The following is a 13,554-nucleotide window of genomic DNA, read 5'->3' as shown; positions in this document are numbered from 1 at the left end:
ATATTTAAAACCTATGTATAAAACTTTATAGAACAATTATTATATACCTCTGAACAGGTTTAGATATTTTTTAAGAGACTAATTCAAATTATTAATGAGACAAATGTTGGACCAATCGGTTATTAAGTTTAACTTAATAAAGCGTTTTTAACACATAGTAGTCAACCAGAATACACGGTTTAAGAATCAAAAAATATTATTTATATCCAATTACTTGTCAGTAAGTAAATTAGCAGCATATAAAGCCTGTGTTATTTAAACAGTTAAGATAAAGTTTACTTAACAGGATATGGTAATAGGCATCCAATAAACAAAACTAAAAAAGCCCAAACGTAAGTTCAGGCTTTTTTATATTTAGGTGATAAAAGCTATTTAATAGCAATCATACTAATTTCAACATTTACAAATTTTGGTAAATTAGCAACTTCTACTGTCTCTCTAGCAGGAGCAGTATCATCATTAAAATAAGTACCGTAGACTTCATTAATTTGTGCAAAGTTGTGCATGTCACTAATAAAGATAGATGTCTTAATAACGTGCTCAAAAGTCATGTCTGCCGCTTCTAAAACAGCTTTCATGTTTTCCATAACTTGTTTGGTTTCTGTTTTAATATCATCCATTACCAATTCTCCAGTCTCCGGATGTAATGCAATCTGCCCAGATGTGTATAAAGTATTTCCGCTTAAAACGGCTTGGTTGTAAGGACCAATTGGAGCAGGGGCTTTTGTTGTAGCTATTATCTTTTTCATTGTTTGTGTATTTAATTTCCGCTTAAGCGAAATAATAAAAAAATATTATAAACCTTCGTCAGCTTTAAGACGTTGTTCGTATTTTAAATCTTTTAAGATACTAGATTTGATTCCTATAAAGAAATTCCAGCTATTGTAAGTACCAAATGGGACCCAAGTAAAGTTCATCCTCCAACTTAATAAATCACGTTCAAAGCGTAATTGTGTTAAACCAAATCCATTGTTTTTAAAATCATAACTGGATGAGCCACCAATGGACCATTTTGGTGATAATTCAATATCTCCCGAAAACATTAACGAATGTGACGATATCTCATCTTGACGTGTGCTATTGGCGTAATTAACGGCATAGGCAAACCTAAGACTCCAAGGGATTTTATTATTGTAAAATTCGTCAGATTCTCGTTCTTCTTTTTCTTCACCACCTAAAGTACCTTGTTGAGCAGCAAAATCTTGAGAGACCCCAAACAAGTCATCGGCACGTCCACCACTTAGCAATCTATTATCAATCGCGTCATTTTTATTGTCGCTACTGCCGTCTTTACTACTTAAGCTATAACTTAAATTAAGGGAGGCACTGGTTAATCTAAATAAGCTTCCGCCATTATCTATATTAAAGGTGTTAATTCTTGTGTTATTTGTATTTAGAGCATAAGGATCTAACGTGGCACCAAAATTAATACTCATTTTATTATCGAATATTTGTGTTCCTCCGGAAATTTTTACAGGACTCCATTTTAATGAATCTCCAGCAACATTATACGATGTAGAAAAATTAAGACTATTAAGTAAAATTATTTTTTTAGGTTCTACTTTAGTCGAGTCCGAATCTTTTACTTTTGCTTCAAAATTATTAGAGACTCCTATACCTATAGAGCTAGAAAAAGTGTTGTTTGGAGTGCCAAATAGGCTGTTTTCAAATCTAGTAAATTCACTTTTAGTAGTTCCATCAGCATCAATGATTTCAAAGTCATCATAATAATTATCAAAAGCAGGATTAATATTATAACTAAGACTTGGTCTAATAACGTGTCTAATAGCTTGTAGTTTTTTTCCTTCACCCTCTTTATCTAAGTTAAAAAGACCATAAAGCGTTGTTCCAATACTGGTACTAAAATTATAGGTTCTAAAAGCATCAAAACCATTAACATCTTCCGTAATTATTTCTTCATTTGCAGTATCATAATATTTATCAACTGTTTTTACTACCCAAGTTTCTTCAAAATTTGTACTGGCAGAAACACTAAAATAGTCGAAAATCTTAAAATTTGTACTCAATGGGATACTGTGGCGTACACCTAGTTTAGCATCGTCGAACATTTCTTTTTTAAAGAATAAAGAGTCTGTTGTCGTAATACTATTTTCTGCTCGAACACTATATTGTAAATTAATGTTTTGTATGATTCCGCTTTTTACGCCATCTTTTCCTGCAAAAGGATATATCCTAGCCAAACTACCTTGAAAAGTTGGTAGCGTCATGCTTATGGATTCGGTTTGCGTGTTTTGTGTATGTGTTGCAGTTAAGCTGATATTAGCTTGTGGCTCTCCTTCAAATGTTTTGGAATACGAGATAGAAGATGATAAGGTATTGTTTTGTGTGTTCGGTAGGTTTATTTGATTTATAGATTGTTGGTAATAGCTACTACTACCTAAATTGACTGAGGCAGAAAATGTAGAACTTGGATTTGCTTTAGAATCCTGAGAGTGGGACCATTGTAAATTATAAATGGTTGATTTTGCATAGTCAGGAAAACCAAGCTCACTAGTAATTAAGTTTTCATATCTAAACGCCAAATTTCCACTATGTTTATAGCGTTTAGCATATTTACTTTCTAGTCTTAAACCATAACTTCCGTTAGTATAATAGTCTCCTAAAACAGCTAAATCTACATTATCATTTATAGGAAAGTAATAGCCTCCATTTTGTAAAAAATATCCTCTATTACCATCTTCTCCAAAACTAGGAAATAATACACCTGCAGTACGTTTTTTTGATAACGGAAAATAAGCAAATGGTAAACCAATTGGAGTAGGAACGTCGTAAATAAAGAGATTGGTTGGCCCTGTAATTACTTTTTTACTTGGGACCAATTTACCAGTTCTAATTAAAAAGTAATATTCTGGATCGTCATAATTATCGGACGTCGTAAATTTTGCATTTTTTAAATAGTAGACAGAATCGTTAACCCGTTTTGTGGTTTCGGTAATTAAAACACCTTGTTCTTGTGCGGTTTGAGAATTATAGATTAATCCTTTTCTAGTTTTTGAATTAAAGACAATAGAGTCAGGCTCTATAACATTAGCACCCTGTTTAAAAATAGGTTTTTGTGTGTATTCGCCTAAAGAATCAGTAATCCCTTTAGCATAAACTAAATCTTTAGTATAATCTATAATTATTATTCCTGCAGAAATATCCATGTCGTCATAAAGCACTTGTGCTTCATTATAAAGATACATTTTAGATTCTTTCTTTTTATAAGCCATATAATCTTTGGCCTTGTATGATACAGTACTACTTAATAAAGGTTTTGGTTTAATAGAATCTGATAGGACACTATCGGTTTCTTTTTTAACTCCAAGTAGTTCGTTTACACTAACTGTAGTAGAATCGTTTTGTTTTATTTCGGGCTGTTCTGTTTCTTGAATAGGACGTATTGTTTCACCATCTTTGGGTAAATCCACTTGTCCAAAGCTTAAAGTGTTAATAAACACTGTAAAACTCAAAGAAAAAAGTATATGAAGACTATTTGTACGCAACGCTTTTAAATGTATTTTTGTAAAAGTATGGCTTGGTTTTTGAAAAGACAAAACTACATATATTTTTTTGTGAATGTTTTAATATTCGTTAAAAATTATGATTCATACTAAACGTAATAATAATTGGTTATAACATCTATGCAAACGTACATTTTTAAACTTATAGTATCCTTTATATTAGTATTAACATTTAATACCAGTCAAACTATGCATGCTCAAACATCTAGTGGAAAGTTTGTGGTTGTGTTAGATGCAGGACATGGAGGACATGATTCTGGTAATTTAGGGAATGGTCATAAAGAAAGTGACATTGCTCTAAAAATAGTATTAGAAGTGGGTAAGGCTTTAGAGGCTAAAAAAGATTTTAAAGTTATCTATACTAGAAAAACAGATGTTTTTATTGAGTTGCGCGAGCGTGCAGCGATTGCCAATAGGGCAGATGCAGATCTATTTGTGTCTGTACATTGCAACGCACATTCTTCGCAAGCGTCCGGTACAGAGACTTTTATTTTAGGAGTTGCGAACACGAAACGTAACTTTGATATCGCAAAAAAAGAAAATGAAGTTATTTTTCTAGAAAAAGATTACAAGAAAAATTATAAGGGGTTTGATCCCAATGCTCCAGAGTCTTTAATAGGATTAGCGTTGCAACAAGAAGATTATATCGAGCAAAGTATTAAGCTAGCGCGATTAATTGAAGATAATTTTATAGGACAGTCTAAAAGAAAAAGTAGAGGTATAAAGCAAGCTAGCCTTTGGGTATTACATAATACGTATATGCCAAGTGTTTTAGTAGAAGTTGGGTTTTTAACTAATAATGCCGAAGGAAAATTTTTAAATTCAAAAAGTGGACAGTCTAAAATGGCAAGTTCTATATTACAATCTATTAATGCTTATAAAAAATCTCTAGATTTAAACGTTGGTGATAATTATATTGTTGACGAAACTTTTGCGGACACTATTTCTTCGGATGTAAAAACAATTAAAAACACCGTTTTTAAAATTCAGCTAGCAGCCAGTTCTAAAGCCTTAGAACCAAAAGCCTATAATTTTAAAGGGTTGTTAGACGTTTCTAGAGAAAAACAAGGTGACTTATATAAATATTATTATGGTTACACATCGGATTATAATATCGCTCAAAAACTACAAATAGAAGCAAAAAATAAAGGTTATAAAGATGCTTATATTGTAGCGATTAAAGAAGGAAAACAAATTAAACTATCGGAAGCTTTAAAAACCGAAGTTAATTAGACCCATTCTTTTATAATTTATTTCTAATTTTGTTACCAATCTAAATTTAGCATATTGAAACTAACACTTGAAGTTAAAACAGCCATACTAGTTATACTTGGAATTATCTTTTTCATTTTTGGATTTAGTTATTTAAAAGGAAATAATATATTCGATTCGAATAACACGTATTATACAGAGTTTGATTACAACTCACTAAATGTATCTGCACCAGTCACCATTAAAGGAAATACTGTCGGAAAAGTCAAAGAGATCATATATGATTTTGAAACTGGTAAGACTAGAGTTGCCTTTTCTGTAGATAAACAATTACAGTTTTCTAAAAATAGTACTATAAGCCTGTTTCAAGCGGGTTTAATGGGGGGTAATGCTCTAGAAATTATTCCTGTAGAAGATAATCAAATGGCTAAAAACGGTGATTTAATTAAATCTTCTATAAAGGAAGGATTGGTTAATAGTTTAACCAGTGATTTTTCACAATTAAGTACAAACCTAGATGGAACCTTAAGTACCGTTGATACATTAATGGGTAACCTTAATGTTTTGGTTGCAGACCAATCAGAAAATGGGTTGAAAAGCACGTTAGCCGAATTAAATTCAACTTTAAAATCATACAATGGCTTAGCGCATTCAATTAATGCTTTAGTTAAAAAAAATGATGCTAACGTCACAGCAATGGTGGAAAACTTCAATAAAACGAGTGCTAACTTTAGCACGATGAGTGAGAAGCTAAATAAAGTAGATATTACTAAAACAGTAGCCGATCTAGAAGCAACGTTAGGAAGTGTGAACAAAATGCTTGCGGGGATTGAAAAGGGAGATGGCTCTATTGGTAAGTTATTAAAGGATGATAAACTCTATACTAATATGGAAGGGGCTGCATTGCAAATGGAGCAACTTTTAGAAGATATGAAGCTTAACCCTAAACGTTACGTACATTTTTCTTTATTTGGAAAAAAAGCAAAACGTTATGATGCAGACGGGAATGAAATTGAAGAAGAAAAATAAGACTAAGACCATAAACTAACTAAACAAATGGAATACATACCAAATATAATTTTTGCAATCATACTTGCTGCAGGTATTGGTTATTTTGCAAATAATGTCAGAAAACTAGTCAGAAATATAAAACTAGGTAAAGATTTAGACGTTTCAGATAACAAACCACAGCGTTGGAAAAATATGGCATACATTGCTTTGGGACAAAGCAAAATGGTTAAACGTCCAATCGCAGGTTTTTTGCACGTTGTAGTATATGTTGGATTTATAATTATTAATATCGAAGTTTTAGAAATCATAATAGATGGTTTATTTGGCACACATAGGATTGGACATTCAATTTTACCCGGTGCTTTATATGGCTTTTTAATTGCCAGTTTTGAGATATTAGCAGTCCTTGTATTGGTTTCAGTTATCATCTTTTGGGTCAGACGTAATATAATAAAACTTAAACGTTTTATGAGTGCAGAGATGACTGGATGGCCTAAGTCAGATGGTAACATTATCCTTTATTTTGAAGTCGTTTTAATGTGTTTGTTTTTAGTAATGAATGCTACAGATACCGTTTTTCAAGGCTATGATTCAGGAAACGTAATCAGTCAATTTATTGCACCATTATTTAGTGGAGTGTCAGAAGCAACCTTACATATTGTAGAACGTGCAGCTTGGTGGTTGCATATCGTTGGTATTTTAACGTTTTTAAATTACCTATATTTCTCAAAGCATTTACACATCCTGTTAGCTTTTCCAAATACGTATTACGGTAAATTAACTCCAAAAGGACAATTTGCTAATAATCCAGCAGTAACAAAAGAAGTTAAAATGATGATGGATCCAGATGCAGATCCGTTTGCAGCTGCACCAGAAGGAGAAGACGATGCTGTTCCAGAAAAATTTGGAGCAAGCGATGTGCAAGATTTAAGTTGGGTAAACCTTTTAAACGCTTATACTTGTACAGAATGTGGACGTTGTACAAGCGAGTGTCCTGCTAATTTAACGGGTAAAAAATTATCACCTCGTAAAATTATGATGGATACAAGAGACCGTCTGGAGGAAGTTGGTAAAAATATAGATGCTAATAAAGGTGTGTTTGTAGATGATGGTAAACAACTATTAGGCGACTATGTTACAGATGAAGAACTTTGGGCTTGTACTAGTTGTAACGCTTGTGTAGAAGCTTGTCCAGTAAGTATTGATCCTTTAAATATTATCATGCAGATGCGTCAATATTCTGTGATGGAAAAAAGCTCGGCGCCAACAGAGCTTAATAATATGATGACCAATATCGAAAACAATGGTGCCCCATGGCCTTACAATCAAATGGACCGTTTAAATTGGAAAGACGAGTAGAATAATTTGGGCGTTATCACAAGGTACGCGATGGAATTATCTTGAGCACAGTAAAAGGAGGTTTATTTTTTTTTGCTGTTTTTTGACAAAAAAAGAATGTCATTACTATAATTTAAAGAAAAGGAAACCATGAGTATTATTTTAAAAGTACCCAGTAAAACTAGGAGCATTATAGGTTTGATACTTATTGTTATTGGAGTATTTATACTTTTTTTCAAGGATATTTATAACATAGCAGGATCGCTTTCAGTTTTTTTTGGAAGTCTAACACTGACTTTAGGAATTATTTTTATTTTAACACGTAATAAAAAAGCATAAGTATTTGAAATACGTAATCTTAATATCGTTAATCTCAATATTTAGCTTAAGTCAAGCTAAAGCACAAGGTTATCAAAAAGATTCACTTCAGTTTAAGATAATTACACAAATTAAGTACAAGCAAAGTAGAGTAGAAAGCATTAGTTTAAAAAAAGTGCTTTGCGATTATTGTACAGAGAAACAAACAGAAGAATTAGGGTTGGAAGCTTTAAGGTTAGCAGCCTTAGAACAAGACGATCCAAGAAATAAAATGAAAAAAGGAATTAAGATATTATCTATTTATATCAGATTATCTAAAATCGATTTTTCAGCAATAAAATAAAACAAATTATGAGCGAAACACTTATAGTGCCAACGATGGCAGAAATGATGAGCCAAGGTAAAACTCCAGATATTTTATTTTGGGTAGGATCAGCAGGAAGTTATGATGATAGAGCTAAAAAAATAACAAAAGCATTTATTAAAATTTTAAACAAAGCTAATGTTAATTTTGCCGTATTAGGGACTGAAGAAAGCGCAACAGGAGATTTGGCAAAACGTGTAGGAAACGAGTTTTTGTTTCAGATGCAAGCTGTGATGAATATAGAAGTATTAAATGGATATGAGGTAAAACGAATTGTAACCTGCGATCCACATGCTTTTAATTGTTTAAAAAACGAATATCCAGAGTTAGGTGGTAAGTATGAGGTATTACACCACACACAATTCATAAAGCAATTAATAGACTCTAAAGTTATTGAAGTCAAAGATGATAGCTTTAAAGGTAAGCGTATCACATTCCATGACCCGTGTTATTTAGGTCGTGCTAATTCGGAATACCAAGCACCAAGAGCTGTTCTATCAGTTTTAAATGCCAATCTGCAAGAAATGAAGCGTAGTAAAGCGACAGCTTTATGTTGTGGAGCAGGAGGTGGGCAAATGTTTAAAGAGCCGGAAAAAGGTGCTTTGGATATTAACGAGCTAAGGACGCAAGATGCTTTGGAAACCAAACCGGATATTATCGCAACAGGTTGTCCGTATTGTATGACAATGATGTCTGATGGTGTAAAAGTGAAAGAAAAAGAAAATGAGGTAAAGGTTATGGATATAGCCGAGCTAATAGCTAGCGCCCAAGGATTATAATGGCTATCAAAAAATATATTATAAGTGGTTTAATTTCAGGATTAGCATTTGCTTTGTTAATGGCTGGTTGGGACTATTACAAAGGAAAACCATTTTCAGCTTTAACATTTTTAATTCATAGTGTTCTATTTGCCTTATTTAATGGTTATTTGACTTATCGAAAAGATCAAAGTAAATTGAAAAACAAATAGCTAAATTTTAAAGTTGACACTTTATGTCTTCTTTAAACAAAACAGTAAAAATGACTAACGATATATTTCTTTTAAACATTTCAGGGCAAGATAAACCAGGTCTAACATCTGGACTAACTAATGTTTTGTCTCAATATGGCGCTAAAGTTTTAGATATCGGTCAAGCTAACATACATGATACTTTATCATTAGGTATTTTGTTTGAAATAGAATCAGGAAATAATTCGGCCTCAGTTTTAAAGGATTTATTGTTTAAAGCTTATGAGTTGGGCGTAAAAGCTAAGTTTACTCCAATTTCATTAGAGGATTATGAAAAATGGGTGGATCTTCAAGGAAAAGACCGTTACATTATTACTATTTTAGGAGATAAATTAACAGCAGAACAAATCTCTGAGGTAACTAAATTTATTTCAGATAAAAACTTAAACATTGATGCTATTAAACGACTAACAGGTCGTACCTCATTGGTTAAAGAAGCAGAATACCCTAGAGCATCAATTCAGTTATCGATAAGAGGTAAAATTGAAAATAAATCAGAATTTACTGAAAAGTTTATGCAAATATCACACAATTTAGATGTGGATATTGCATTCCAAGAGGATAATATATACAGACGCAACAGACGCTTGGTTTGTTTTGATATGGACTCGACATTAATTCAGGCAGAAGTTATTGATAAGTTAGCAGAATTGGCAGGTGTTGGAGACGAAGTAAAGGCAATTACTGAGTCGGCTATGCAAGGCGAAATTGATTTCAACGAAAGTTTTAAACAACGTATGAAGTTGTTAAAAGGATTAAGTGAAGATGTGCTGCATGATGTTGCAATTAATTTACCTATTACAAAAGGAGCTAGACGTTTGATTGATACACTAAAAAAATACGGTTTTAAAACAGCTATTTTATCAGGTGGATTCACTTATTTTGGACATTACCTGCAAAAGGAGTTAGGTATGGATTACGTCTATGCTAATCAACTAGAAATTAAAGATGGAGTTCTTACTGGTGGTTACCTTGGTGATATTGTGGATGGTAATAAAAAGGCAGAATATCTTAAAGAAATTGCAGAAAAAGAAGGGATTGACATTAGTCAAACCATCGCGGTTGGAGATGGAGCAAATGATTTACCAATGCTAAATTTAGCAGGATTAGGTATTGCTTTTCATGCCAAACCAAAAGTGAAAAATAATGCCCAAAGTGCCATTTCTAGCATAGGACTAGATGGTGTTTTATATTTATTAGGGTATCACGATAGACATATAGATTTAATAGAATAACAATAAAAGTATAATGTTAGTAGATTTTAACACATTACCAGAAACGTCAAGAGTTTGGATTTACCAAGCTAATCGCTCATTTTCTGATGCCGAATTAGAAGAAATCAAGTCAAAACTGGATGTCTTTGTAGAAGGATGGACAGCACATGGTGGCGAATTAAAAGCGGGTTATGATATTAGGTATAAACGTTTTATAATAATAGCTTTAGATCAGGATTTAAACCAAGCAACAGGTTGTAGTATTGATGCTTCTGTAGTGTTTATACAGCAGTTAGAAAAAGAATACGAAGTCGACTTATTAGACAAAATGAATGTGTCTTACAAGCAAGGAGAATTTGTAGCTCACAAAACATTGACAGATTTTAGAAAAATGGCTAAACAAAAGGCAGTCTCTAAAAACACTATTGTATTTAACAATTTAGTGACTAATATTGAAGAGTTAAATGAAAGCTGGGAAGTTCCTGCAAGCGAAAGTTGGCATAATCGTTTTTTGAGTTAAGGTGTTTAAAAAACGATTATAATTCTATCACAAAGTCCTTCATTAATAGTAAGAATTGTACTAATTTGGCATAGTTTTTAGTCGTATAGTAAAATACAACTTAAATAGTCAAATTCAGTATATGCAATATTTAAAATACCTTGTCTTATTATTAGTGTTTACCAGCGTTTTACACGCTCAAGATACACCCAATCCATTATTGGATAAAGATCCTGTAGCACAACAAAAATGGGTAGATGATCTTTATGATTCGATGACCTTAGAAGAGAAAATTGGACAATTGTACATGGTTCAGGTTTTTTCTAAACAAACAGCACGAGAAAAAAATGCCATAGTTAATTTAATTAGAGACAACAAAATTGGAGGTTTAATTTACTCTAAAGGTGGTCCTGTTAGACAAGCAAAACTTAATAATGAGTTACAAGCTGCCGCTAAAATACCGTTATTAATTGGTATGGATGCGGAATGGGGCTTGAGTATGCGTTTGGATTCTACTTACGCTTTTCCATGGAATATGACGCTAGGTGCTATTAAAAACAATCAGTTGATAGAGCAAACTGGACGTCAGTTAGGTGAACATTGTAAGCGTATAGGCGTTCATTTTAATTTTGCACCAGTTGTAGATATTAATACTAATCCAAATAATCCAATCATTGGAAACCGTTCCTTTGGAGAAGATAGGGACAATGTTACAGATAAAGCTTTAGCATTTATGAAAGGAATGCAGAGTGTTGGCGTCTTAGCTAATGCGAAACACTTTCCAGGACATGGAGATACCTCTTCAGATTCTCATAAAACACTACCAACGGTTGATTTTGATGAAAAACGAATAGACTCTATCGAGTTATATCCGTATAAAAAGCTAATTAAAGAAGGTTTGTCAAGTGTTATGGTTGCACATCTTAATATTCCTAGTTTAGAGCCTAGAGATGGATTCCCTTCAACATTATCTGAAAACATTGTAACTAATATATTAAAACAACGTTTAGGGTTTAAAGGGCTTATTTTTACGGATGCTTTAACGATGAAAGGGGCGTCTAATTATAGCGCGCCTGGAGATATAGATTTAGCGGCTTTTAAAGCTGGTAATGATGTGATGTTAATGTCAGGAGATGTCCCAACAGCAATTAATAAATTTGTTGATGCTTACAACAATAAAGATATTACTGAAGCACGCTTAGCACATTCGGTTAAAAAAATATTAATGGCTAAGTATAAAGTTGGTCTAAATAAGTATAGACCAATTGGAACTTATAATTTAGTGTCTGATTTAAGTAGAATAAAAGATGATGCACTGTATGAGATGTTAATGGAAAATGCCATTACTATTGCTAGAGATACTACAAATCAGTTACCCTTCAGAAATCTTGAAACAAAAAAAATAGCCTATGTTAAATTAGGAGATGATGGAGGATCATATTTTGTAGATGAACTTAAAAAATACACTAAGGTACATGAAATTTCTGATGATAATTTAGATGAATTAATTAAAAAATTGCAATCCTATAATACGGTTATTATTGGATTTCACAAGTCTAATGATAGTCCTTGGAAGAGTTATAAATTTTCGAATAAAGAATTAGTGTGGTTGCAAGAAATAGCAAGAACAAACAATGTAATTCTTGATGTATTTGCTAAGCCTTATGCGCTTTTAGATTTAAAATCAGTGACTAACATTGAAAGTGTTGTTGTTAGTTATCAGAACAGTAAAATAAGCCAAGAAAAATCGGCACAACTTATTTTTGGAGCTATTCCTGCTCGAGGGACGTTACCAGTATCCGCAGGCGAGTTTTTTAAAGTAGGGGACGGTAAACAATCTAATAGTTTGGAAAGATTAGGCTATACCATTCCGGAACGTGTGGGCATGTCTAGTGAGGCGTTAAAAAAAATTGACTCAATTGCTAACTACGCGGTAAGTGGTAAAATGACCCCAGGCATACAGTTAGTTATAGCAAGAAAAGGAAAGGTTATTTACAATAAAAATTTTGGTAAACATACGTATGAAGGTAACGAGGCTGTAGCTTTTGATGATATCTATGATATTGCATCGTTAACAAAAATTGTAGCGACTTTACCTCTAATGATGGAGTTGGAAGAACAAGGTATTGTTTCTTTAGAGACCAAACTGGGTGACATCATTCCATTGTATAAAAATTCTAATAAAAAAAACATCACTTTAAAGAAGATGTTGTCGCATTATGCACAGTTAAAACCTTGGATTCCTTTTTATTTTAAAACATTAGACCCCGATACAAAACAACCTTCAGCAAAGTATTATAGAAAGACAAAAACAAAAGGATTCTCTATAAAAGTATCTCCAGAATTATTTTTACGAGATGATTATAAGGATTCAATAAACATGAGGATTAAGGATACGGATTTATTATCTAGACTGAGATATAGATATAGTGATTTGCCTTATTATATATTAAAGCAATATATAGAGTCGCATTACGATAGACGGTTGGACGAGTTAACTGCAGATCATTTTTATAAGTCTTTAGGTGCCAACCATACGATGTACAATCCTTATAACAAAGTAAGTAATAGTAAAATTGTACCGACAGAGAATGATGATTATTACCGTTATCAAAAGGTACAAGGTTATGTACATGATATGGGTGCAGCAATGCAAGATGGTGTTGGTGGTCATGCAGGTGTTTTTAGTAACGCAAATGATATTGCTAAAATTATGCAGTTGTATTTACAAAAAGGATTTTACGGTGGTAAACGGTATTTTAAATCCGAAACTTTAGATAAATTTAATACCTGCTATTATTGTGAAAGTAATAACAGGAGAGGTATTGGATTTGATAAACCACAATTAGGAGAATCAGGACCAACTTGCGGTTGTGTTAGTATGACTAGTTTTGGACATTCTGGTTTTACAGGAACGTATGCTTGGGCAGACCCAGAACAGGAAATAGTGTATGTCTTTATGGCAAATAGAACGTATCCGTCATCTAAAGGACCCAATACTTTATTACGTAAAGACATTAGAACCAATATTCAGGCAGCCATCTACGATGCTATTATAGATTAAA

Annotated in this window: 11 protein-coding genes; 9 read left to right on the top strand and 2 right to left on the bottom strand. The window is 32.6% G+C overall.

The annotated features are described in order from the left end of the window. Positions 1-368: 368 nt before the first annotated feature. Together E9099_RS17250 and E9099_RS17245 are read right to left on the bottom strand one after the other, a co-directional pair. Positions 369-749, bottom strand: a complete 381-nt coding sequence (locus E9099_RS17250; RefSeq protein WP_136584755.1) for a RidA family protein — start codon at positions 747-749, stop codon at positions 369-371. Between the two features lie 45 nt (positions 750-794). Beyond that, the gene (locus E9099_RS17245; RefSeq protein WP_136584754.1) at positions 795-3,557 is read right to left on the bottom strand and encodes a putative LPS assembly protein LptD; all 2,763 of its coding nucleotides are present in this window, start codon (positions 3,555-3,557) and stop codon (positions 795-797) included. A gap of 87 nt (positions 3,558-3,644) precedes the next feature. On the opposite strand from E9099_RS17245, the gene E9099_RS17240 reads away from it, so the two are divergent. The 9 genes from E9099_RS17240 to E9099_RS17200 all read left to right on the top strand — a co-directional run bounded on the left by E9099_RS17240 (position 3,645) and on the right by E9099_RS17200 (position 13,553). Continuing rightward, positions 3,645-4,757, top strand: coding sequence for an N-acetylmuramoyl-L-alanine amidase (locus E9099_RS17240; RefSeq protein ID WP_136584753.1), 1,113 nt, complete (start codon positions 3,645-3,647; stop codon positions 4,755-4,757). 54 nt (positions 4,758-4,811) lie between these two features. After that, positions 4,812-5,765, top strand: coding sequence for an MlaD family protein (locus tag E9099_RS17235; protein ID WP_136584752.1), 954 nt, complete (start codon positions 4,812-4,814; stop codon positions 5,763-5,765). 27 nt (positions 5,766-5,792) lie between these two features. Then, positions 5,793-7,106 (top strand): 4Fe-4S dicluster domain-containing protein, encoded by a 1,314-nt coding sequence (locus tag E9099_RS17230; protein WP_136584751.1) that lies wholly within the window; start codon positions 5,793-5,795, stop codon positions 7,104-7,106. A gap of 322 nt (positions 7,107-7,428) precedes the next feature. Beyond that, complete coding sequence (locus E9099_RS17225; RefSeq protein ID WP_240788917.1) at positions 7,429-7,746, top strand: hypothetical protein; 318 nt, start codon at positions 7,429-7,431, stop codon at positions 7,744-7,746. Between the two features lie 8 nt (positions 7,747-7,754). Continuing rightward, positions 7,755-8,546, top strand: coding sequence for a (Fe-S)-binding protein (locus tag E9099_RS17220; protein ID WP_136584750.1), 792 nt, complete (start codon positions 7,755-7,757; stop codon positions 8,544-8,546). Further along, positions 8,546-8,737, top strand: coding sequence for a hypothetical protein (locus tag E9099_RS17215; RefSeq protein ID WP_136584749.1), 192 nt, complete (start codon positions 8,546-8,548; stop codon positions 8,735-8,737). Before E9099_RS17220 ends, E9099_RS17215 begins: the two co-directional genes overlap by 1 nt. A gap of 50 nt (positions 8,738-8,787) precedes the next feature. Continuing rightward, positions 8,788-10,011: a phosphoserine phosphatase SerB gene (gene serB / locus E9099_RS17210; protein WP_136584748.1), complete on the top strand. Its 1,224-nt coding sequence runs from the start codon at positions 8,788-8,790 to the stop codon at positions 10,009-10,011. 13 nt (positions 10,012-10,024) lie between these two features. Next, complete coding sequence (locus E9099_RS17205) at positions 10,025-10,510, top strand: ABC transporter ATPase (RefSeq protein ID WP_136584747.1); 486 nt, start codon at positions 10,025-10,027, stop codon at positions 10,508-10,510. Between the two features lie 121 nt (positions 10,511-10,631). Then, complete coding sequence (locus tag E9099_RS17200) at positions 10,632-13,553, top strand: glycoside hydrolase family 3 N-terminal domain-containing protein (RefSeq protein ID WP_136584746.1); 2,922 nt, start codon at positions 10,632-10,634, stop codon at positions 13,551-13,553. Position 13,554: the final 1 nt, after the last annotated feature.

It is taken from the genome of Psychroserpens sp. NJDZ02 (assembly GCF_004843725.1).
Lineage (GTDB): Bacteria > Bacteroidota > Bacteroidia > Flavobacteriales > Flavobacteriaceae > Olleya.
Note: the sequence above shows the minus strand (reverse complement) of the source record. Positions and strands in the feature narration are given on the sequence as shown.

What these genes read in the sequence shown, in the direction of transcription:
- E9099_RS17250 (WP_136584755.1), bottom strand. Translation starts at nt 749, where the DNA reads ATGAAAAAGATAATAGCTACAACAAAAGCCCCTGCTCCAATTGGTCCT.
- E9099_RS17240 (WP_136584753.1), top strand. Translation starts at nt 3,645, where the DNA reads ATGCAAACGTACATTTTTAAACTTATAGTATCCTTTATATTAGTATTA.
- E9099_RS17230 (WP_136584751.1), top strand. Translation starts at nt 5,793, where the DNA reads ATGGAATACATACCAAATATAATTTTTGCAATCATACTTGCTGCAGGT.
- E9099_RS17220 (WP_136584750.1), top strand. Translation starts at nt 7,755, where the DNA reads ATGAGCGAAACACTTATAGTGCCAACGATGGCAGAAATGATGAGCCAA.
- E9099_RS17215 (WP_136584749.1), top strand. Translation starts at nt 8,546, where the DNA reads ATGGCTATCAAAAAATATATTATAAGTGGTTTAATTTCAGGATTAGCA.
- serB (WP_136584748.1), top strand. Translation starts at nt 8,788, where the DNA reads ATGACTAACGATATATTTCTTTTAAACATTTCAGGGCAAGATAAACCA.
- E9099_RS17205 (WP_136584747.1), top strand. Translation starts at nt 10,025, where the DNA reads ATGTTAGTAGATTTTAACACATTACCAGAAACGTCAAGAGTTTGGATT.
- E9099_RS17200 (WP_136584746.1), top strand. Translation starts at nt 10,632, where the DNA reads ATGCAATATTTAAAATACCTTGTCTTATTATTAGTGTTTACCAGCGTT.